Genomic DNA, 22,252 nt, shown 5'->3' with positions numbered 1-22,252 from the left:
AGTGCTATGTCGGGATTGCCCCTGCCCTAAAATAGCTAACTACAAGCCACCGCCTAGTAAAATTAGGCTAAGAATGAACGTTGACCAATAACCTATCGTTTAAAGACAAATGCAAAGTCTACCTAGCACAATGGCTTGTGAAATGGGGTAAGCTCACGCACGATGATTTCACAAAACCGGAACTGCAGGACCTTGTAACAGACAGCTTTCCCTACACATTTACCTTCGACATCCCCATTGGAACCGGTACCGTCACCGTGCTTGAAGGAAATATTACGCTAGATAGTGAAAGCAACCGTATTGGTCTTCAGTGTCTTGCTGCGCTTAATATTGTCGTGGCCACCACGACTATTTATCGCGCTCATATCGTATTTACCGTGTCGGCTTCTCCCTATTACGACAAAAATATGAGCACACTCTATTTGACCGGGTTTTCCACTGACAGCCTTACTTTAGTCAACGATGATTACGCGCTTATTAAAGACACCCAGTTTTTAGTCTCTCGCTTTTTTCCTAAAAGCGTAAACACCCTTATTGGCGGCTCGTTAAAATCTGCGCTATCGCTTTTCAGCGCTGGCACATCTGATATAGCCGCAGACTACTTTCAAGTTTATTTAACTGGCTCAAAACAGGCGGTATTGGACTACCACATGCCTCACATTAACAATGCGATTAAAAAACAAATAACCCAAGAAGACTTGAGCCATGCTATGCGCACGGATCATTGGCGCGAGGTCTTATTCTCAAAACTAGGCCAAAACGTAAGAGTTGAAGACAACGTGCTGCGCTTCTACCTCGTTTAATATTAAAATGTGGTATTTTGCTCTTAGCAATAAAGACCTAATGATCTGAAACAATAGAAACGGGCACAGTATCGACCTGTTCACCAATATCATCAATATTTAACCTGGGGTTGTCCACACTTGCCTCTAGCATATCGAATGATTCTTTAACGTAACGTGCTAACGGCTGTAGCGACTCAATGTTTTTGTTACAACACACTAGACCCACATTGGCAGTGCCCGCGTAGGTCATAAGCGTTATATTTACTCCGCCTCCAGGCGTCATGGTAGAAATGGGATAACAGGCCAATAGTTTGGCGTCTTTTAAATACCGAGTATCTCTTGGACCAGGCACGTTTGAAATCAAGATATTAGCGATGGGCTTTACCACGCCGGATAGCTTTAGCCATTCAAAGACTAACGCAAGAGATTGAATTGCGATGGTATAGCCGCTAAATGCTGCAGGGCGAGCATGCTGTGCGGCATGTTTTACAATACGATGATTTACTACAATTTGACGCAATCTAAGGTAGGGGTCATTCTCGCCATGAGCTAGCTCCACAGGCACAATAGCTATTTTATTGCCTGTGGTTTTCTCGCCGGGTTTACGCAAGTTAATAGGCATATTGGTAAACAAGGCTTTTTTAAATACCTGACCGTTTTCTTGCAGCAACTTATGCACACCGATATCAAAAGCACATAACAGAACTTCGTTCGCGGTAGAGCGCGTACGTCTTGCAAGGGCTTTTACGCGCTTGAAATCCAAATCCATGGTAGCCACCGCCCTGCCGGCTTTAACTTGCCCTGTAAGCACCGTTTTCGTACCAGTAAAAGGCACGGGCATATAATGCGGATTAACACGCAGCATCTTCATAAATATGCGAATAAAAATAATGAACAAATCGAACGCGGTTTTTAGCGCATAACCAACGCCAACTAAGCGCTTATAAAAACTTACCGAGTCTCTGCGCTTATGGCGAAGCCGCTTTACTGCCCACACGGGCGTAAACTTTGTTTCGTGAGAGTTAGACACATAACCGGCCTGAAACCAGCGCACTAAAGTTGCCCCATCGCCATACATGTGGTGAACACGCGCATAAATGGCAAATGTTTCGCTGTTATCGTCGAAAATAAAATGGTATTGCCACAAAGGTTTGTCAGGGTCTAACCGCGATGCATGCAGTCGTGCTACAAAGCCGTCCAGCGCCTCTCGGTTTGTGATATCAGCCACTCGATGAATTTGGACGTGATAATCCATGTTGAGCTTCTTTACTGGCGCAAACCCCACCGGATAGCCTAATACCGTTTTTACCGTGCAATTAAAAGGCGACGTTGCGCGGGCAAAGCTTCTTATTTCTTGAAACAACTGAGGGACATATTCACGACCTTTTGCCCCCTTAGGTATGGCAAGTAGCTGCAAACAAGCCACATGTTTGGGGTTCTCATCTGACTCTGTTATCCAAAATGACTTATCTAAGAAACTGAGCGTTTTTGCCATTACTATTCCTTTACGCGAAGTCTAGGGGTGACGGAGTTGAAGCATTTCTCACAAAATCATGAGAACGTAGCATCTGTTCTAGCTGGTGCTTTTGTTCATCGGACAGTGCCAGCCTTGGCAATACGCTAACCATCATAAGCGACAAAGCATGGTAACGCTGTAATGTACTATCCATATGACTGTTTAATTCATCAAATTGGCAAGACTGAGTAATAATTAGTGATATCAAGTCTACTAGTAGCGCCCTATCTGCCTTTGACGCAATAAGAATGTCTCGTTTCGATAGTGACTCAAAGAGAAAGGCTAATTGTGTATTTAAGCTAGATAGAATGTGCTGTCTAGGTCGCACGATAGTGGGGTATTTTTCCGCTAAGTCGGCAGGACTACGATAGAAAAAACGAAACACATGGATGCTGTCGGTTAGCAGATACAGGTAATACATAATTTCTTCGGGGTGAAGTGTATCGAGCTTTTCTCGGTTTAGTATTTTTTGCATTTGCTGTTCGTGCATTTTCATTAACGCGCTAACAATGCTGTCTTTTCCCTTAAAGTGGTAGTAAAGATTTCCGGGGCTAATATCCAACTCAATGGCGATATCAACACTGGTTACCGTATTTTCTCCGTGCTCGTTAAATAAGGTTAGCGCGGTAAGAAGTATTTTCTGCGCGGTTTTCATAATTTAGTCCATTCCTTTACCAACCCAAAGCGTAATATTTGTCAGTGAATCACGTTACATAAACACCAGATAGAGTTGAGCAACTCCCGCTACCATACCTAAAATAGCGCCTGTTACGATAAGCTTCCACTCATCTTGTTGATACGCTGGGCGCAGCACACCTTCAAACTCTTCAACACTTAACGCCTGCATTCTCTCACTTAAATCATGTCCAATCTGCATAGCATTGTTAGCGTAATCAAACGCATAAAGCAGGTATTTATCCGAATTATCAAATATCTGACGTACAGCTAGGGACTTCATCTTATGGTAATTCTCCGACCCCACTCCTAACGCGAAATAAGGTTGTGCTATAGCGACATAACGTTCAATGGCGTCATTAACATGAAGCTCAATAAGTTCCAATAGTTGGGCAGAGCCTGAGCCATGTAAGATGACATGAGTAATATTTTTAGGCGTAATAAGCTTTTCTTCGATAATGCTCGAGTAGACTTCAGATACTTCCTTCTGCCGCTTTAAGAACATGCCCTGAATGGTGATAGGCCCCAGCTTTCTTGGGCGTTTAGGTTCAAATATAATTTTGATGGCAATCCAATTGGTAGCATAGCCTACAAGCAAGCCTCCTAGCGGTAAAATCCACCACGCTTGGTAGAAATACCAAAGCAACATAGTAGGTAAGCCGAACAAGAAACCGAAGTAGAAGCCAGAACGCACTATAAACGGAAACTCTTTGCTACCGGCGGTTAAGAAAATCTCATTGACGAGTTCCGGAGTGTTAACCAGTTGCTCGACCACCAGTTCTTTTATATCTAAAATTTCTGAAACATTGTGCTGGAAGTCGTCCACCATTTTATGAACCACATTGGGGATGTCGTTTTCGATACGTTGGTATACCAAATTTTTACCTTGTACAGGTAAAGCAGCCCAAAGTTGAGGGGCAGATTCAGCCATTACGTCATTTACAACTTTGCGAATAACCTGCCCTAGGCGACGTTCGATAGCCTTTGTCAGTTCGTCCGCATCTAAACGCTGCGCTAACTCTTCAACGCTTAGCAGTTTGCCTAAAACTAGCTCAACCTCAATCTCTGCCATTTCCCGGCGTTTTGCAGGAATAAGCCCTTGCCACCCCAAAAAAGGTTTAAAACCAACGAACTCTATGGGGTAAAACATCATTTTCACCGCCAAATAGTTAGTCAGCCATCCAACAATGGCGCTAATTAAAGGAATTGATAGCAGGCTTAGCGTTTGAAAATTCCATTCCATACGACAAAAAAGAGGTCCACATTATTATTCTCTTTCTCAGGCTACTGAGTGCTTATGAAATGGTCAATGTAAAAAGTAAAATTACTGCTAATTATTGATTGAAAACAACCTTCTGAAGATCTAATAAATAATGGTTACCACCTTGAGCTAAGTACAAAAGCGCCACGGAATTAATTAAGCAGAAGGGTTTAGGTAGTGAATTCTAAATTTACAACATAAACTCAATATGTGTACGAATCGCTGTTAATGCGCTTATGCTTATGCATGAATTTCGGCATACGCTGGCAGATGCGACTTACAGAATACAGCGTTCGAAATACGTATTTATCCTTTTGCTGGTGTTATCAGCGTCTGTTCACATTTTATATGATTTAAAGCATCGGCCTTCGTCAATTAAAATAGGTAATCGTCATGGCAGTATTCGATTTGCGGTTGAAAAAACTTGAGCATGAGATGGAGCATGCTGGCAATTATGATGAATATGAAGCCGCGTGCTTAGCTCACGACGCGCTATCTGGTGCTGAAGAATGGAAAGCAAAAGATACTAGCGATGACTACGATTACAAGCTTATTCGCAAACGAGTTCAGCGCTTACAGCTTGCAAGAAGCAAAGGCGATTTACGTGCCCTGATGTCGATACTGCACGAAGGACTGCACGGCAATTTAGGCAACATTTCAAATCCAGTATTGCTCACCCAATGTAAAATTGGCACTAAATATCTCATCGAACAGTTTATTGATGAAGTGATCTTAGCGTTAGAGCAAATTTATCACGCTGATGAACAAGACGTAGACTTCTACGAAAAGCTGTCATTTTTTGAGGAAACCGCACACGCCTTTGGACGAAGTTGTCTTATGCTTTCAGGTGGCGCAGGCTTAGGCTTTTTCCATGCTGGTGTGGTTAAGTCGTTAAATGAAAAAAAGTTGCTACCTACGGTTGTGTCTGGCTCGAGCGCTGGGTCGATAATTGCTGCCCTATTGGGTACGCGAACTCACGACCAATTATCGGAAGCACTCAGCGCCGACTTCATTTACGAGACTTTCAAACATTGGCGAAGCTTTGCCGGTCTTGGGAAGAAAGGCCTATTTGATAGCTCAGTACTTGAAAATGCGCTGATTGAACTATTTGACCTTACAACCTTTGAAGAAGCCTTTAAGAAGACAGGGCGGCACATAACTATAACGGTATCCCCCGCTGACTTGCATCAGCATTCACGACTGTTAAATGCCAAAACCTCGCCCAATGCCATCATCACCCAGGCGGTGCGTGCATCTTGTGCGGTTCCCGTTATTTTTAGCCCAGTTCAACTTAGGGCTAAAACGCCAGCTGGTGAGATTGTGCCTTACATACCTAACCGACGCTTCGCCGACGGTTCGTTAATGGCTGACCTCCCCTACGAACGCTTGGCTCGGTTATATGGTGTAAACCATAGCATCGTAAGCCAAACAAACCCGTTGGCGGTGCCTTTTATTTCATCAAACCGCATTGATCCTAACTCACTATGGGATATGTCGGCTCGTCACATTGGACAGCTAGCGAAAACCAATAGTATTTTCGCCATTGATATCATTGAGCGTTTGACTGGGAACAAGAGCGCCAAGCTAGCAATTCACAAAGTACGTTCTATTATTGATCAGCAGTATGTAGGCAATATCAATATTTTACCCAAGCGCCAAATTAGAAATTTGTCACAGGTTTTGTCTAATCCAACCCGTGAAAGCATTAGCCAGCTGATCGTCAGTGGTGAGCGGTCGTCGTGGCCGCAACTACATGTTATTAAAAGAAATACCAAAATTAGTGAAAATTTACGGTATCATTTAGGTCAATTGAAAAAACGTGAGGCAGTAGAGCTTGGGCACGAGGTCAGGTAACCCGAGTGTCGCTTAGTCTGTCCTGAACTGCTTATAGCAAAGTAATAGCAATTCACAGCATCATTTGAAAGGAAGACGGTGAGCGCACAAAGCCAAAACCCCGATAGCATTTTTACCCAGCAGGTAAAACAACTCATCAACATGATTTATCCTAAAGACACGGGCTACGGTTCGGTTTTTGAGGATGCCAGCCATTACTTTTCCCTCACCCCTTCTCTTGAGCAGCATATTGAAGACTTAAAAGTGCAGCTTAAACGAATTGAAGGCAATAAAAAGAAAGAAGTATTAGCGGAACAACTTGCCAAACAAATAAAAAATAGCACAGAAAAACTTGAAGAAGAGCGCTTAGCAAGATTAGAACGTTTAAACGATGTAAGCACGAAAATTATCGAACTCTGTGAAGGCGATAACTGGCAAGAAACACAACAGCTTAGCGCTAAGCTGCTCGGAACGATAATGTTGCTAACGCGAGGCCCTGAAGGCAATTTTGCTGGCGTGCATATGCGCTTCAAACCTCTTTACAAGGCTGTTTTAACATTACGTTTGGTAGATAGGCTTTTAGAACACGACACTATTGCCCACAAATATTTATCAAAGTATCGCGAAGCCGCCTCCCGCTTTCGCGGAAACCGTTATTGGCGAGATAAATGGAAAATTGAGCTAGGTCGCCCTCTTATCACCGCAGCTCTTCTGCAAGATATTGGTTTACAAAGTCCCGCTGCGCAAACCATTTTAAAAGGTGAAAACGGAGACCTAGATGAGTTTCGTTTATTAGAAGAGTCGCAGCGAAAAGACCTGCTGAAGCTAAATTATCACTTCACGTTACGTTACTTATCCAATGGTTTAGGGCAGCCCAATTACGTGGGTAACAACAAAGAAGAAAGAGACCGTTTCAATCAAACTCACAAAGAAGCTAACGAATTTTTGCTGAGTTTGGTTAAAGACGCCTTTGTGTCAAAAACCGGTTTGGGCGAGATTGTAAAAATCCCTCAAATTTACGTTTCCATCGTGCTTTCAACTAAGTCAGACTACTCACGAATGAGCTTACCCAAGGGGTATATGTTAATTGAGCAACTTGCGAAAAAAGGTGGCCTAAATAAACAATTAGCACAGGACTTTGTTGAACTGGTGGGCTACTTCCCGCAAGGTTTTGGTGTTACTTATATTCCTGTGAATGAAAAAGGCCAAGAAAAAGACCAATATGAATGCGCCATAGTGATTGGGCTGAACCCCGCGAATCCCGCAGAGCCTTTATGCAAAATAGTAACAAGAAACCAAAAGTATATTACTAGCGGCGCCCAAGAAATTATTCCAAAAGGCCGAAACCTGTATTTTCCTGCAAACAGAAAAAAGCTAATGCGCGTGGGCCAAGAAAGGTTAGGCGAAATCATGAGCCAGCTGTCGAGCAATTTCACGCCAGATGCTATTGATGATTTAGTACCAAGCTTTTGGGAACCGTACGACTTTTTTGGTTTTAAAAAACATCAGAATTTGTGGGCGAAAAGCAATTAGCGAGTAAGTAATCTTCTATGAAGATATGATAAAACATGGACTGAATGAGACGTTTTTATGACTATTGAGGTAAGCCGAGCACAACTTAGAAAAGCAAGATTGGGGGTCTATTTTGTCGCTTTAATTGCTCTAGTTTTTGTCATCGTTTTCTCAATTCAAGTATTTAAAGGGTTAGCCGGCCCAATCTCTTCAATGAATTGGGTTCCCATCAAAGCAACTTTAATAAATGTATATATTGACGAAACGATTACAACAACGACTAGAATTAATCTAAGCCAATATACTTTATACACGCCTCGTATCCTTTACAAATACAATACTAATGGCCAAGAACATACCGGAAGAAAAGTTACTTGGAATGACATTTATGACGACGGATTTATGCTTAAATTAGGGCATGAATTAAAAAGAAAATTTGCAGCTTCTGAAGCAGTAGACATTTACATAAACCCCAATAACTCGGCAGAATCCGTTCTAATCAAAAGTGTCATTTGGGAACATATGTCGAAGTTGCTTGTCGGTTTTCTTATTTCTTGGTCGGTCTTTCTTTGGTTAGTTTACGTTCTTATTTTTAAGTTAAAGTATAAGCGCTGATGATTTTGAATTTATCTAGTTGCTTTTTAAAAGCTACTATTGGCACATACAGTTCGCTTACTTATATTGATGGCTACCCGTTTCATATTTTCTTTAACGCCTACCACTGAAAAACGTAAAACCAAACTCAAATACAACTATCTCTATGCGTAGCCTACTGCATTAATATTTCTTATACTCGTTTTTATTGTTCAAAAGGGAGTTTAAGTATGAAAGCGGATGACGAAATTACTACTACAGGAGGTATAGCTGCCTCTAGTTATTGCAACGCTAAATTGAAGATAAATAACGATGCCGTCGCTATTACTCCAAACCTTAGAAGCTATTTGTTTGAATGGGGAATGCATCTCTTCTGCTGGACAATATGCATATACATGTCAATTAAAGTTTGGCAGTTGGAACCCAACCTTAATTCTAAAACCGAGTTTGTCATTGGCGTATTTACACTAGGGGCACTCTTTAGTTTAGGCACAGCTTTTATATGCAGAAGAAGCAGAAGAGCATTTTATTTTGACCTAAAAGAAAAAGTGTTAAAAATCGGCAGTTCGAACAACCCTAAAACTAAAGTCGCTTTTGATTCTTTTGAAAAGCTTCTTTTAGTAACGACACGAATATATACATCAGGTACGCAAAGAACTTATCACGAGCTAAGCATTCTAACTTCTAACCAAACGAGAATTGCGTTAATGTTTCACGGAGATTATTACGCAATACAAGATGACTCAGATATACTGGCCAAAATTCTTGGATTAGAGGTGGATAGTTTAGAAGCCTGACACCACAGATAATTAACTCTACACTCAAACAAAAAGAAATCTAAACGAGCCTAGACGAAGCAGCGCCAAATATACGCGTATCCATTTATTTGGCGCTATTATTACCAAAAACGACCTTTATCTATATTAAATGCGTTTACTCGCCTTTCTTTGTGGTGTCAGACGAACCCGTTGCATTTTTAGTCGAGCTTTTGGCCGGTGTAACTTCGGTATTAGCCGTTGTTTTGCGCACTGTGCTCTTTGCTGCCGTTGACTTTGCCGCAGTGCGCTTATTTGCTGTTCCGGAAGCGGCCTTTTTAGTCGAACTCGACGATGCAGTGGCCGTTGTAGCGGCCGATTTGGTTGCACTCGACTTGCGGGAGCCCGTGGTCGTCGAAGAAGTCGTAGCCGACTTCGTTGAAGCACTTTTAGTTGCTGTAGTTTTAGAGGCAGTTCTTTTAGTGGCAGTAGCCTTGCTAGCAGTACTTGTCGCTTCGGCTTTTTTAGCTGCTTCTTTTGCAGCTAAAAGGGCTACCTGCTCGACGAGCAAATCCACTTTTGCACTTAACATTTCAAGTTGCTGCTCTTTTTGTTGACGTCTTTGACCGCCAGATAATGCCGAAAATAACGGCGTTGATGCCACCAGTTTTTGTGCAGTGTCGACTAAAGCGAATGGATTAAGTGTACGTCTAAGTTCACTTTCCACTTCTAGGCCTTTAACCTGCATTGCATTAATCGTCTCGTGTGTATCGTCAATTCTCTGGCTGACTACACCTGCAGCTTGATCTAGCTTTTCAGATAATAGATCTGAACCAGCGAATAACCACCCAAACAAGGGGGACGATTTTAAAGGTGAAGCGTTGCTACCATTTAGTGTTGTCGTTTTTCTTTCGGCAACAGGCACAACTTCTGGATTGGGAATATTTTTGTTGCTCATAACGCCTCCAATGCGGAGATTTGTAAGCATGGTAATGTAAGGAATATTTAAAGCTTAGTTTCAAAGCTTTGTTTAAGCGCTCGACTTAAGTTTGAACGCACGCCTTTCACTGCCACTCAATTGCAATTTCCGTTAACACCCTTCTTTAGCGAAGTAGTAGCTGAAAACTGCGTATTGGGCACTACTTGCGGTGCCCAATAAGGACTATCGCTTTACTTGCTTGCCGCCAGTTTAGCAACAGCTTCAGTCAAGGCATCAATTTTAGCCGAAAGCTCTTCAATACGCTGATCAGCTGGCTCAGAGTCAAGACCAAGTTTTTTGCGAACGTCAGCTACACGATTTTCTACATCGTTAGTGGTCGATTTAAACTTGCTCTTAGCATCACCTTCTAGAGTTTCACCTTTAGTCACTAGCTCGTCGAACATTTTGTTCGCTTCTTCACTTAGTTTCTCGTAACGCCCTTGCGCTTCTTCAACGCTTTTACCATAAGCGCCTAGGCCTGCTAACCAAATTTTACGTGCCATTTCTTCGGCTTCGTTAATTTTGCCTTTAATTGTGTCAGTAGTAGTCATGTTCAGCTCCTATGAATGCTAAATTTGAGTGTTTTTCAACACCATGGTTAAACTGTACGCTTAACAATTAGAATCCGCATACTAAAAACGCAAAAAAATAAAAAAGCCCGAAAAATGGTGACTTACTCGGGCTTAGAAACAAAAGCTAAATTCAAAAGGTTAGCATCAAATTAAAGAGGCACACCTGCAAGATGCAAAACAAAAGCATATTCTAGGGCGGTTGATTCAAAACGCTTGAAGCGTCCCGACGCGCCGCCGTGCCCTGCTTCCATGTCTGTCTTAAACAGAAGCAAGTTATCGTCGGTTTTATACTCTCTAAGTTTCGCAACCCACTTCATAGGCTCAAAGTATTGAACTTGCGAATCATGCAACCCTGTAGTCACTAGCATGTGTGGATAATCTTTAGCTTCTACTTGATCGTAAGGCGAGTATGACAGCATGTAATCAAACTCATCTTTATTTGCTGGGTTACCCCATTCGGTATATTCACCTGTGGTCAATGGAATAGTCTCATCGCTCATAGTGGTTACCACATCAACAAAGGGCACGTGAGCACTCACCCCTTTGTATAGCTCAGGGGCCATATTCACAACGGCGCCCATTAGTAATCCACCTGCGCTGCCGCCCATTGCAAATACGCGGTCTTTATCAGCGTACTGCTTAGCAACTAAGCCTTTTGATACATCAATAAAATCAGTAAATGTATTCATTTTTTGATGCATTTTGCCGTTCTCATACCATTCACGCCCTAGCATTTGCCCACCGCGAATATGTGCAATAGCAACAACAAACCCTCTGTCTATTAAAGAAAGCCAGCTGCTTCTAAACGTCGGGTCAATAGTTGCGCCATACGAGCCATAAGCATATTGATACAGTGGGTTAGTGCCATCTTTTTTAAACTTCTCTTTACGATAAACCAATGAAACCGGTACCATTGCGCCATCTCGCGCCTCTATCATCACCCGCTCTGATGCATAATCGGATGAGTCGAAGGTGTCAGATACACGGGTTTGCTTCATTACTTCACTTTCAAGCGTATCAAGGTTGATATCAATGATAGAGCCTGGCGTAGTTAACGAGCTGTAATAGATTCTAAGCTTGTTAGTATCCATTTCAGGGTTTGCATTGAAGTACGCACCGTAGATTGGATCTTGAGTTGGTATAACCTTTTCTTCTTTTGTCGTTAGGTTATGCACGACTAAGCGCAGCATGCCATTTTCTTTTTCTTTCACAACCAGATGATTTTTCATCACCTCAATGCTTTGAAGAAAGACCTCAGGACGGTGTGGGACTATTTCTTGCCACTTTGACACGTCACTTGTGGCATCTAGCGGCGCCTTCATTACTTTGAAGTTTTTTGCATCGATGTTAGTTAAAACGTAATAACCGTCACTTGCTTTTGCTACGCTGTATTCCTGACCGTCTTTAATAGGTAGAAATACTTCTGATTGAGACGCAGGATTGCCTGCATCAATCAAAGTCACGCCAGTTTTATCAGTGTTAGAATGATGAATGTAAATGACGCTGTCGTCTTTGCTTTTACTAATGTAAGTATAAAACGTAGGGTCGCTTTCTTCGTACACTAAAACATCGTCTTCTTGAGAAGTACCCAGCTTATGGCGATACACTTGATAGCCTAAAAGGGTTTGCGGATCTTTTTTCACGTAAAATAAATGTTCATTGTCGTTCGCCCAAACTGCGCTGCCTGACGTGCCCTCTAATACATCGTTTAGCTTTTCACCGCTATTCAGGTTTTTTACGTATACGGTATAAATTCGACGACTAAGCGTGTCTTCAGAGTACGCCATAAGCGTATTGTCACGGCTCACCGAGTAACTTCCAATACTAAAATAGTCATGCCCTTCAGACATAACATTCGCATCAAGCAAAACTTGCGGCTCAGCATCCAGCGAAGGCTTTCTTAGATATACAGGATACTCGTTCTCACCTGAATAACGTGTGTAGTACCAATAGCCGTTATCGAACACTGGTACCGTGGAATCGTCTTTCTCTATGCGAGAAACCAGCTCTTCATAAAGTGACTCACGGGTTTCCTTTAGCGGAGCGAGTACTGTTTCTAGGTAGCTATTTTCCTGCTCTAAATGCGCCAACATTTCTTTATCGGTGCGTGAATCGTCGCGCATCCAGTAGTAATTATCATTACGAGTTACACCATGCGCTTTCAGTTCATGGGGCACTTTCTTCGCCAGTGGAGCACTAGTTTGAGTATTTAACATAACAGATGGTGACGCCTTTCCTACTTCGTGTTGCAAGCTTTCAGTTTTGTTTTCAACACCACAGCCTGACATAAGCCCACCAGCGGCAAGTGCTATCCATAAATATTTCATTGTGTTTCCTTATTTGCGCCCTTGATAACGCTTTGTATTTAGCTGCCCTTTTGAAAATATTCATTTTATAAAAAATCATTTTCAAAACTAAGCGCCGCATAACTCAGCGGTGTTTTGTGTTATTGAGTATATCTAAATGAAAGTCAGGTTCTAGCGTAAATCAGAGGTAAATGCTGGTGAGACAGGTTTTAAATGTTACAAAATATACTTACCGAATGATGTAAAGCAAAGTGCGCGTACAAAAACGCCGCATATTCCAATGGAAATGCGGCGTTTTTAATCTTAATTTTTTTCGTCTAAAAGCGGGTAGTATGTAAAACTTAGAAAAAGTTAGCTGAACTCAATCTACTAAGTCTTTTGGCATCTCGTCGCGAATGGCCTGCCACACCTTCCCACTTTCGATTCCATAATTTCTAACCACAACAGGAACCCTATCGTATTCACCCTTTTCGGCTACTTCGAGCAAATCTGCGTAGTACTTCATGGCAACATCTCGCGACGGCTGATGCGAGAAAAAGTAGCCACCGATGCGTGAATAAAGCCCGCGGAAACCGTTCATCATTAGAACAAATACGTTATTATTTGAAGCAAGCGCAAGGTCGTGAGACATTTGATAATCGAATTGCGCAAATGCCAGACCATCTTGCTCAACATTCTTGTATCTAGCGATGATCTCTGCAGACTCTTGAGGATTGTTACGAATAGCGCCTCGAATGAAAACAGCACTCAGATTAGTGCGAGCTGCAAGTAAATTATCAACAAGTTCTGGAATACCTTCTTGGTCCAAGCGAGCAAGGGTCTCAAGGATGTTAAGCCCACAAGTTTCCCAGAAGTTATTTACCTTAGTAGGCTTGCCGTGTTGAATGGTTAACCAGCCATCACGAGCCAAACGCTGTAGAACTTCGCGCAACGTGGTTCGCGTTACACCAATTAACTCAGAAAGCTCTCTTTCTGCAGGCAAAATGGTGCCAGGCGGAAATCTTCCACTCCATATAGATTCAACAATATATTCTTCGGCGAATCCGGCTGGACTCTGTGCCTTATAAATCATAACTAATCGCCCGCACGTTCTTGTTATTTTACAACTGATTGTACCAGATGCTCTTTTATTATCACAACGAATTATGCCTCGTCCACTAAAGCTTTTAACAACTTGTTAAAATTAAAGTGTTATTTCAAACACTATAAAGCACTGTTTGTACGTTTTATGTTCGAAATATTCTACATTTTCGAATTCAATGATAATTATGGTCAGAAAAATGATAAATATTCAGTGACTTTCACATGGTGGGGTCTGTGAATTGCTTTCTCAAGGCGTTAATATCATGTACGCTTAAATTCCGACTATAATGACAGCAACAAAACAGCGGTTAAACGAATTAAATCGTACAGCACCAGCCGTTTATGTATGCAATAACCGGAACTACACTGTATAAAGATGCGCAAAATGCGTGCTTTGTTGTAAAAGGAACAGGAACTCATGCAAACCTCAATGATCGCGGCGATCTATAAGAATTTCCTGGGACATGCGCCCGACTGGTACAAAAAAACCATTATTGCCTTTCTCATTGTCAATCCCTTCATTTTTATGGTGGACCCATATATTGCTGGCTGGACGCTTGTCATTCAGTTTATTTTCACGCTGGCAATGGCCCTTAAATGTTATCCGCTTCAACCTGGAGGATTACTTCTTATAGAAGCCATGTTTATTGGCATGACATCTCCCGGTCATATGATGCATGAGATTGAAGTAAATCTAGAGGTACTGCTTCTACTTGTATTTATGGTCGCTGGCATCTACTTCATGAAAGACTTACTTATGTATTTGTTCACCAAATTGGTGATTAAGGTACGCAATAAGTTAATACTTTCTCTCTCATTTATTTTTGCTTCTGCGTTCTTATCTGCTTTCCTCGATGCCCTAACGGTAGTCGCTGTTATTATTAGCGTAGGTCTCGGCTTTTACTCTATTTATCACAAAGTTGCGTCCGGCAAAGAGTTTCATTCTGATCACGACCACACCAGTGATGACGAGCTGGGAAGCCACGATTTAGAAGACTTCAGAGCGTTCCTGCGCAACCTTATGATGCACTCAGCAGTGGGTACAGCGCTTGGTGGTGTAATGACCATGGTAGGCGAACCGCAGAATTTAATTATTGCTGATAAAGCAGGTTGGGATTTCGTGGAGTTCTTTATCCGCATGGCCCCTGTTACTCTGCCCGTGTTCGTATTCGGTTTGTTGACGACAATTGTTCTTGAAAAAACAGGGACATTTTCTTACGGCGCCAAGTTGCCATCTGCAGTTAGACAGATTTTGGCCGACTACAACGATCACATGGACAAAGGTCGCAGTAAGCGTGAAACTGCAAAGCTAGTAGTACAAGCGCTTATTGGCGTTTGGTTAATAGTTGGTCTTGCTACGCATATGGCGTCTGTAGGCCTAATTGGTTTGTCAGTTATTATTCTGGCCACATCTATGAGCGGCGTAATCGAAGAGCATGCGCTAGGAAAAGCATTCGAAGAAGCACTGCCCTTCGCAGCACTACTTTGCGTTTTCTTCGGTGTAGTAGCGGTTATCATTGACCAAGGCTTGTTTCAACCGGTTATCCATTGGGTATTGTCATTTGAAGGCGAAACTCAAATGGTGATGTTCTATCTGGCCAACGGCGTTTTGTCGATGGTAAGTGATAACGTGTTTGTAGGCTCGGTGTATATCACAGAAGTGACAGCTGCTCTCCAGGCAGGTCAAATTACACGTGACCAATACGATATGCTTGCCGTTGCAATTAATACAGGCACCAACTTACCAAGCGTTGCCACGCCAAATGGCCAAGCTGCATTCTTGTTCTTGTTAACATCAGCCATAGCGCCTTTACTTCGTTTGTCATACGGCCGCATGGTTGTGATGGCGCTGCCATACACAATTGTGCTTACTATTGTAGGTTTAGTCGCAACCTATATTGGGCTTGCCGATGCTACTCAGTGGCTTTACGACATGCACCTTATTGAGCATCACTCGGTTACCGAAGCAGGCGCGCAAGCGGTGGGTCACTAAGTAATGCGAGGTATTATTCACGGCATAAGCCATTGGGCAGAGCACAAGTCATCATGGCTTGTGCTTTTTGCCACGTCATTAGCGTTAGAAATTGCTGCGCTTTATTTTCAATACGGCATGGGGTTAAAGCCATGCATTATGTGTATTTACCAGCGCACTGCCATGTACGGTATCGTGCTATCTGCACTTGTCGTAATTATTAAGAACAATGGTTTCACACGTATGCTTGGCTTCGCGGGCTGGGCTGTTTCTGCAGGATGGGGATTCTTAATTGCTAAAGAGCACCTTGCTATTCTTAACGCAGCTAATCCATTTTTTGCAAGCTGTGAAATAGTCCCGAACTTTCCTTCTTGGTTACAACTTCACGAATGGCTGCCTGCAGTATTCGCCGCCGAAGGGGATTGCTTAGAAGACTCGTGGCAATTTCTATCTATGGGAATGGCAGAGTGGATGCAAATTATCTTCGCCATTTACTTCGCTGTATTCGCCATTGTATTCGCATGTCGATTGTTGGATAAGAAACCCTTTTGATCGACTTATCCATTTTACCTTCTCGCCTTCCTCCTATTCATACGGAGCAAGGCCCTATTAGCATTCAGCGTATCGCAGAGAAACATTGCTATGCGCTTTGCGAAGCGGGCCAACAATCAATTCATCACGTAAAACCTTGGTTCGGCTCAGCGGTGTGCCCTGTCACCCCAGCATTATCTAAACAGTGCATAGCTGGAATGGAAAAATCACGAGAGACAGGTTATGGCCTAACCTATTTACTCATGCATGATGAAAAGTGTCTAGGTATGGGCATTATTAATCACATTCACCATACACACTTAACTGCAAATCTTGGCTTTTGGTTAAGACCCGATGCCTGTGGCAAGGGTTTGGCTACGGCGATTTGTGAAGCGTTGAAAAAGCTAGCTTTTTCTCAGATGAATTTGTATCGGCTGGAATGCTATATTGAGCCAAATAACAAAGCGAGTATTCGTGTCGCTGAGCGAATTGGTGGTATAAAAGAAGGGCTGTGTAGAAAACGTGTATTTGGAAGAGACGCACTTCTTTATGCACTCACAACTTAACTCGTTATAATTTCGCAAGAGCGGCACCTAGCCAGTAAATTTAAATATCGAGTGGCTAGGTAATACAGCAACCTTCATTTATATCTAGAAAGAGTACATAAACCCCGTGTAAGCGTACATAGAATTATCGGGATATGCACCAGTCTCTAACGCTTCACCTTTAGCAAGATAAGCGCCGCCTAACTCTAATCTTAATGGGGCAGATGCTTGATAGCGCCAGCGAAATTCTACTTGGTGACCTAAAAAGCCTTCTTGACCTTCGGCCACTTTCTGAAGCCACAGCCCTTTGTACCCTAGCATAATCGTATTAGCGTTATTCAGCTTAGTAACGCCCCTCAGCCCCGGAGCCAAAATATTACTTCGAGGGAATGTTTGATACACATCCGTGGGGCCGAAATCAAATCGACGTAAACCATAAAGAGAGTCAAACGCTCTAATTGCGTTGTCAGTGTTATCATCATCGCCACTTGCTGCATCAATTTCAGCTCTAACAAATGTACTTTCATTTATTTGCTTGCCAATATGACTATGTATCATCCAAGCGGTAACGTCCTTATTATCGATGTCAGATGTCGATGCGGACTGCCTAGCCTGACCCGTCTGACCTATCGCCTCTATGTTGTATTTCCAGCTTTTCAAAAAAGATTTAGAATAATCTACAGATAAGGTAAACAGATCGCGGTTTTTCGTCGCGAGTTCCTCTGAGTCTGATTCTTTTAACCAATAGCTATGTATTTTCCAAGCGTTATCTTCTGATTCGGCATAAACCCCATAGAATTTTTGATTGCTATAACTTCTATCAAATGCTCGCTCATTATCATCAATCGAAGCCGAGTCTAGAGGAAAGCGCTTAAGCGGCAGTAAATAGAAACCACGAACATGCCACCCTGACCAATACGCGTCGATTAGCGCACCCTCAAAGCTATTAGTCGCGTTTCTAAATCGAGTACGCCCCATCAAGCGACGGCTACCGTGGTCGAGCGTTACACGCCCTACAGTGACGCTATCTAGATACTCGCCAATCCCCTTGTAAGTAATGTATAACTGAACTGGTTCAAGCGTATTAACTTGGGAAGACTTAAGCGTGGGGTCATTCTCGTCAAGATAAGCTCGAGAATCTTCTATCTCACCAACTACCTGCCAATTTCCATAATTTGCTTCGCCTTTTAATCTAATACGGGTTGAGAGGCGCTCATTAGTTTTAGTTCGGACGTCTTCGCTGGTAGGGAAAATAGGATTGTTTAGGTTTCATAACGTACTCTAACTGAACCGCTGTAACTGGTATCTAGGCTTTCTGCTTTTAATGATGTGCCCATACACGTAGTGGCTAACAAAAACATCAAAGCAGTAGCGCTCAATTTGCTCATTTTCAAGCCTTTGAGAATCGGGTAGTAAAAGCGTAAGTATAAGCGAAGGACTCACATTTCACTCACGCTCTTTAGTCTAAGATTGCCCCTAACCAAGTTGATGTTTTGAAACATTCGGCGCTAGGGTTAACTTGTGATTAATCTAGATCTTCCAAAGGCCAAATGGCGATATAGTCTTCAAAGGTGTTAAGATCTACATCTGTTTCAAACACGGTTTTATTACGCACCGACATGCCCTTCGCGTGCATCACATGTTTCTTACCTTTGTTAAGCAAAGGGTGCCATGATGGAATCCCCCTCCCCTCATAAAGGCGACGATAGGTACAGCTATTTGGCATAAAGAAAATATCTTTCAAATTCTCTTTTGTTAGTTTCACGCAATCGGGCACAAGCTCTGTGCGCCTTTCATACTGAGTACATTCACACTTTTTCGTGTTTAAATACGTACACACAATGTTTGTGTAATGAATCTTCTCATTGTCGTTGATGTGGTCGGTAACTTCGTATTCTTCAACTGCATCATCATCAATGAACTTTTGAAGGCAGCATTTACCACACCCATCACAAAGCGACTCCCATTCCTTTTGAGACATTTCTTCTAAAGACTTAGTTTCCCAAAATGCGACTGTCATTCTGCTACTACCTCAGTTTTCACCGTTAGATGACCATCTAACGATGCTGCAATCTTATCTGCCGGGCTAAGTTTGCCTACTCCTTTAGGCGTACCGGTTAGGATCACGTCTCCACTATCTAAACTAAATATAGATGACATGTGCGCGATAAGGGGAATGATTTTGTGCAGCATGAGTTTGGTATGCCCCTGCTGCCTTACCTCGTCGTTTATGGTTAAGTTGAAACGCAGGTCGTCTATATTGTTTACTTTGCTAAGCGGCACAAAGCCAGACAGCGGTGCACTGTTATCAAAAGATTTAGCTCTTTCCCATGGCTGCCCCTGCTTTTTAAGCGCAGCCTGAACTTCGCGAAGGGTCAAATCGAGCCCCAGTCCAATACCCCAAATAGCGTCTTTGACCTCATCATCACTGGCATTTTTAAGTGGTGACTTAAGCAGTACCGACACTTCAAGTTCGTTGTGACAATCGCCTTTATCAGTAGGTATGCCAAGGTGCTCATGCATATGACACAGCGCTGCCTTTGGCTTCATAAACAGCAACGGTGCTTCAGACACGGTAGAATTCATTTCTTGAATGTGGTCAAGGTAGTTTCTACCTATACATACTACTTTACTAACGGGTAGTGATATTTCATTACTTTGAGAATCGATGTGACGATAAGCCATTAGTAACCTCGTTTTATTCGCTCTGACAAATACCCAACCGACACACCAAAATATGACGATCGGTTCCATTTCATCAGCGTGTGAAAATTGTTATAAACCAAGTAAATTCGACCTTGCTCACCATCGGGCATAATGAGCGACGCACTAATTTTTGCATTAGGGAGTTCACTTCCGTTATAACGTTTAACGCCGTTCTCCTGCCAAAATGCCAACGGTTTCATATTAGATTTGGCTAACCCTGAAAAAGGTACCGGTTTGGTTAGTGTTACTTGGCGTCCCCACGTTCCTTTACTATCCCACCCTTCAGATGATAGATAGTTGGCGATTGACGCAAATACGTCTGCCTTGGTTCCCCAAATGTCCTTTCTACCGTCGCCATCGTAGTCTACCGCATAATTTAGAAAGGATATGGGCATAAACTGTGTTTGCCCCATCGCACCGGCCCATGAGCCTTTAAACGCCTCTACGTCGATGTGGCCTTCATTGAGTATTCTAAGTGCCGCAAAAAAATTGTCTTTAAACAACTTCTCTCTACGTCCTTCATACGCCAACGATGCCAGCGCTGACAGCACGCTAAAATTGCCCTGAATTTTACCAAAATTAGATTCATTACCCCACAGCGCAACGATGAAGCGAGCCTGAACCCCGTATTGTTGAGCAATATCTTCAAGCAATACCTTATGTTCATTGTACTGTTCAACCGCTTGCTTTACTTTCCAGTCAGGTACTCGCGTTGCTAGATAGTCATCTAAGGTTATCTTTTTCTCTGGCTGACTTTTATCAGATTTGACAACGGTGGGTCTAAAGGTGATATCAGCGAACGCCTGCTCTAGCTTAGTTTTATCTATGCCTTTTTCAGCCGCTTCCTTTTTCAATTGAGCGACATAACGCTTAAACCCTTCCTCGTTTAGTTCTTTGTGAGCGTTAGGTTGACTTTCAGCATGAACAGTAAGTGAAAAGCTTAAAGTAATAATAGATAAAAGTACGGCGATATTTAACGTTTGAAAAAGTGATGTATGGTTACTACACTTTTTGTTGATAGTAACTCGGTTAACTAAACGATTTATTACCTTTAATAACATAAATTTTTAAAACTTTTTATCTGGCGTTTTAGACAAACCAAGCGATTCGCGGTGTTGCTCCAGCAGGTTGTCTTCTTTAGGTGGCATTTGCAGGTAAAAACCTTTTTCAGTAAGTTCATCGATAAGCTTTTGTTTATCGACCATTCCCAGTTTTTCCCGTTTATCTAAAGAAATAATAGTCACCAATTCTGGGCGACCAAATTTTACCATCAACGGCTCTGGCACGTCTTCAAAGTGATCTTTTTTTGGCACATATAAAAACATACCTTCTTTTTTTCGCGTTTTATAAACTGCACATAACATAAACGTTTCACCCGCTTTGTAATTGATGTTGGCGTGAGAATTTCAAACTTTCACGCCCACGTTATTTTGTTAAAGATTATTGAGATGGTGCATCGCCTAATAGGCGGATTATGTGAGGGCGGAATAATGGCTCACGCCACGTAGACAACACATCAGGTATCAAGCCTTGTACGCGAGTCTCATCTACCGGAAACCAATACCATTTCAGCAATTGATTAAGCTGTTTTTTAGACGCAATAACGTCGCTATTCACATTGTTATCTTTAGCAATTTTATCGCTGATAGCTTTAAGTTCCGCAAGGGTTTTCTTGTATTTAGCTATATCGATAAGCCGCAGTACAACGGGTAACCTAAGCTTTTCTGGCGTCTGCGCATATTTCGTTCTTGCTTCTTCAATAAGCGTAATAATAGTATCGCCATAGCGACGCACCGACTGATGATTTACACCGTTAATGCGTGACAGGCCAGACTTGTTATCAATAAGGCGCTGCGCCGCCTCAAACAAATGGCCTTCTTTGAAAACAAAGTTTAGCGCCAAGTCTTTTTTGCGCGCCGTATTCAATCGCCATGCAGCTAGCGCCTGCAAAACCGTAAGTTGTTCGCTGTTTAATCGCCAGCTGTTCTTAATGCTTAAATACGCAAAATCTTCGGGCATTTGAGCCCGCTTTTTATCTACTAGCAAAGCAATTTCTTGATAAATCCAATGCACTTTATTCGCTTCTTGCACTTTGCTGGCAAGCTGTTGGTAGCAAGGCAGCAAGTACAATACATCGTTTGCTGCATAGCTAAGCTGCGATTCGCGAAGGGGCCTGGCTATCCAGTCAGTTCGAGATTCACCTTTATCCAAACTGATATCGCAAAGTAGCTCTACCAGTTTTGCGTAGCCCAGTGAGGGGCCCATGTCCAAAATACTACCCGCCAACTGCGTATCGAATACAGGCGTTGGCACAGTATTAAAAGCGGTAAGAAACGCCTCTATATCTTCTGAACACGAGTGCAATACCTTTACTACTTCGGTATTTTCCATAAGTTCGATAAACGGGCGCATATTGTCTATAGCGAGCGGGTCGATAAGCACAAGTTGATGGCCATCATATAACTGAATAAGGCCCAAGTGCGGAGTAAGGGTTCTTGTCCTTACAAATTCGGTGTCTAAGGCTACAGCCTCTTGACGCTGTGCTGCAGCGCACACTTTTTCGAGTTGTTCAAATGTTGTAATTAATTGATATTGCATATTTTTGCACAGTAATAAAAAAGCCGGCT

22 protein-coding genes are annotated in these 22,252 nt (G+C 42.5%); 8 read left to right on the top strand and 14 right to left on the bottom strand.

Annotated features, from left to right (window positions below; genetic code table 11):
* Positions 1 to 80: 80 nt before the first annotated feature.
* Positions 81 to 803 (top strand): DUF1439 domain-containing protein, encoded by a 723-nt coding sequence (locus tag KL866_RS07750; protein WP_025255723.1) that lies wholly within the window; start codon positions 81 to 83, stop codon positions 801 to 803.
* A 37-nt stretch (positions 804 to 840) separates the two neighbouring features.
* Here the strand turns inward: KL866_RS07750 and KL866_RS07745 are convergent, their stop codons facing one another.
* From KL866_RS07745 to KL866_RS07735, 3 genes are read right to left on the bottom strand one after another with little or no spacing between them, the layout of a single operon-like run.
* The gene (locus KL866_RS07745; protein ID WP_025255724.1) at positions 841 to 2,280 is read right to left on the bottom strand and encodes a wax ester/triacylglycerol synthase domain-containing protein; all 1,440 of its coding nucleotides are present in this window, start codon (positions 2,278 to 2,280) and stop codon (positions 841 to 843) included.
* 10 nt (positions 2,281 to 2,290) lie between these two features.
* Complete coding sequence (locus KL866_RS07740) at positions 2,291 to 2,956, bottom strand: TetR/AcrR family transcriptional regulator (RefSeq protein WP_025255725.1); 666 nt, start codon at positions 2,954 to 2,956, stop codon at positions 2,291 to 2,293.
* 54 nt (positions 2,957 to 3,010) lie between these two features.
* Complete coding sequence (locus tag KL866_RS07735) at positions 3,011 to 4,219, bottom strand: DUF445 domain-containing protein (RefSeq protein WP_025255726.1); 1,209 nt, start codon at positions 4,217 to 4,219, stop codon at positions 3,011 to 3,013.
* A gap of 411 nt (positions 4,220 to 4,630) precedes the next feature.
* Here KL866_RS07735 and KL866_RS07730 point away from each other — a divergent pair, with 411 nt between their 5' ends.
* The 4 genes from KL866_RS07730 (at position 4,631) to KL866_RS07715 (ending at position 8,973) form a co-directional block, all read left to right on the top strand.
* Positions 4,631 to 6,091 carry a DUF3336 domain-containing protein gene (locus KL866_RS07730; RefSeq protein WP_214994417.1) on the top strand — a complete coding sequence of 487 codons (1,461 nt, stop codon included), beginning with the start codon at positions 4,631 to 4,633 and terminating at the stop codon, positions 6,089 to 6,091.
* Positions 6,092 to 6,169: 78 nt separating this feature from the next.
* Positions 6,170 to 7,603, top strand: coding sequence for a hypothetical protein (locus tag KL866_RS07725; protein WP_025255728.1), 1,434 nt, complete (start codon positions 6,170 to 6,172; stop codon positions 7,601 to 7,603).
* Between the two features lie 57 nt (positions 7,604 to 7,660).
* Positions 7,661 to 8,197 (top strand): DUF3592 domain-containing protein, encoded by a 537-nt coding sequence (locus KL866_RS07720; protein ID WP_214994415.1) that lies wholly within the window; start codon positions 7,661 to 7,663, stop codon positions 8,195 to 8,197.
* Between the two features lie 209 nt (positions 8,198 to 8,406).
* A complete protein-coding gene (locus KL866_RS07715) occupies positions 8,407 to 8,973 on the top strand; it encodes a hypothetical protein (protein ID WP_214994413.1) in 567 nt (188 codons plus the stop codon).
* Between the two features lie 136 nt (positions 8,974 to 9,109).
* Here KL866_RS07715 and KL866_RS07710 read toward each other — a convergent pair whose 3' ends face one another.
* The 4 genes from KL866_RS07710 to fadR all read right to left on the bottom strand — a co-directional run bounded on the left by KL866_RS07710 (position 9,110) and on the right by fadR (position 13,860).
* Entirely contained in the window at positions 9,110 to 9,889 is a 780-nt protein-coding gene (locus KL866_RS07710) for a hypothetical protein (protein WP_118493595.1), read from the bottom strand.
* A gap of 212 nt (positions 9,890 to 10,101) precedes the next feature.
* Positions 10,102 to 10,461, bottom strand: a complete 360-nt coding sequence (locus tag KL866_RS07705; protein WP_214994411.1) for a phasin family protein — start codon at positions 10,459 to 10,461, stop codon at positions 10,102 to 10,104.
* Positions 10,462 to 10,631: 170 nt separating this feature from the next.
* The gene (locus KL866_RS07700; RefSeq protein WP_214994409.1) at positions 10,632 to 12,809 is read right to left on the bottom strand and encodes a S9 family peptidase; all 2,178 of its coding nucleotides are present in this window, start codon (positions 12,807 to 12,809) and stop codon (positions 10,632 to 10,634) included.
* A gap of 340 nt (positions 12,810 to 13,149) precedes the next feature.
* Positions 13,150 to 13,860: a fatty acid metabolism transcriptional regulator FadR gene (gene fadR, locus KL866_RS07695; RefSeq protein WP_025255734.1), complete on the bottom strand. Its 711-nt coding sequence runs from the start codon at positions 13,858 to 13,860 to the stop codon at positions 13,150 to 13,152.
* Positions 13,861 to 14,289: 429 nt separating this feature from the next.
* Here fadR and nhaB point away from each other — a divergent pair, with 429 nt between their 5' ends.
* Genes nhaB through KL866_RS07680 form a run of 3 tightly spaced genes read left to right on the top strand, consistent with a single transcriptional unit; the run spans position 14,290 to position 16,940 of the window.
* Entirely contained in the window at positions 14,290 to 15,864 is a 1,575-nt protein-coding gene (gene nhaB / locus KL866_RS07690) for a sodium/proton antiporter NhaB (RefSeq protein WP_025255735.1), read from the top strand.
* Positions 15,865 to 15,867: 3 nt separating this feature from the next.
* A complete protein-coding gene (gene dsbB, locus KL866_RS07685) occupies positions 15,868 to 16,395 on the top strand; it encodes a disulfide bond formation protein DsbB (protein WP_214994408.1) in 528 nt (175 codons plus the stop codon).
* Complete coding sequence (locus tag KL866_RS07680; RefSeq protein ID WP_025255737.1) at positions 16,392 to 16,940, top strand: GNAT family N-acetyltransferase; 549 nt, start codon at positions 16,392 to 16,394, stop codon at positions 16,938 to 16,940. Before dsbB ends, KL866_RS07680 begins: the two co-directional genes overlap by 4 nt.
* 84 nt (positions 16,941 to 17,024) lie before the next feature.
* On the opposite strand, the gene KL866_RS07675 is transcribed toward KL866_RS07680, so the two are convergent.
* The 7 genes from KL866_RS07675 to rnd all read right to left on the bottom strand — a co-directional run bounded on the left by KL866_RS07675 (position 17,025) and on the right by rnd (position 22,223).
* Entirely contained in the window at positions 17,025 to 18,065 is a 1,041-nt protein-coding gene (locus tag KL866_RS07675; protein WP_311236131.1) for an alginate export family protein, read from the bottom strand.
* A 116-nt stretch (positions 18,066 to 18,181) separates the two neighbouring features.
* Positions 18,182 to 18,307, bottom strand: coding sequence for a hypothetical protein (locus tag KL866_RS20460; RefSeq protein ID WP_285801312.1), 126 nt, complete (start codon positions 18,305 to 18,307; stop codon positions 18,182 to 18,184).
* A gap of 137 nt (positions 18,308 to 18,444) precedes the next feature.
* Positions 18,445 to 18,939 carry a YcgN family cysteine cluster protein gene (locus tag KL866_RS07670; protein WP_025255739.1) on the bottom strand — a complete coding sequence of 165 codons (495 nt, stop codon included), beginning with the start codon at positions 18,937 to 18,939 and terminating at the stop codon, positions 18,445 to 18,447.
* Positions 18,936 to 19,604 (bottom strand): fumarylacetoacetate hydrolase family protein, encoded by a 669-nt coding sequence (locus KL866_RS07665; protein ID WP_025255740.1) that lies wholly within the window; start codon positions 19,602 to 19,604, stop codon positions 18,936 to 18,938. The genes KL866_RS07670 and KL866_RS07665 overlap by 4 nt, the downstream gene beginning before the upstream one ends.
* Positions 19,604 to 20,686 carry a lytic transglycosylase domain-containing protein gene (locus tag KL866_RS07660; RefSeq protein ID WP_025255741.1) on the bottom strand — a complete coding sequence of 361 codons (1,083 nt, stop codon included), beginning with the start codon at positions 20,684 to 20,686 and terminating at the stop codon, positions 19,604 to 19,606. Before KL866_RS07660 ends, KL866_RS07665 begins: the two co-directional genes overlap by 1 nt.
* Positions 20,687 to 20,692: 6 nt before the next feature.
* The gene (locus KL866_RS07655) at positions 20,693 to 20,989 is read right to left on the bottom strand and encodes a YcgL domain-containing protein (protein ID WP_025255742.1); all 297 of its coding nucleotides are present in this window, start codon (positions 20,987 to 20,989) and stop codon (positions 20,693 to 20,695) included.
* A 76-nt stretch (positions 20,990 to 21,065) separates the two neighbouring features.
* Positions 21,066 to 22,223 carry a ribonuclease D gene (gene rnd, locus KL866_RS07650; protein ID WP_025255743.1) on the bottom strand — a complete coding sequence of 386 codons (1,158 nt, stop codon included), beginning with the start codon at positions 22,221 to 22,223 and terminating at the stop codon, positions 21,066 to 21,068.
* Positions 22,224 to 22,252: the final 29 nt, after the last annotated feature.

The sequence above is a fragment of the Alteromonas sp. ALT199 genome (assembly GCF_018619335.1).
In the GTDB taxonomy this organism is placed as follows: domain Bacteria; phylum Pseudomonadota; class Gammaproteobacteria; order Enterobacterales; family Alteromonadaceae; genus Alteromonas.
This window is presented reverse-complemented; position numbering and strand designations above follow the sequence as displayed.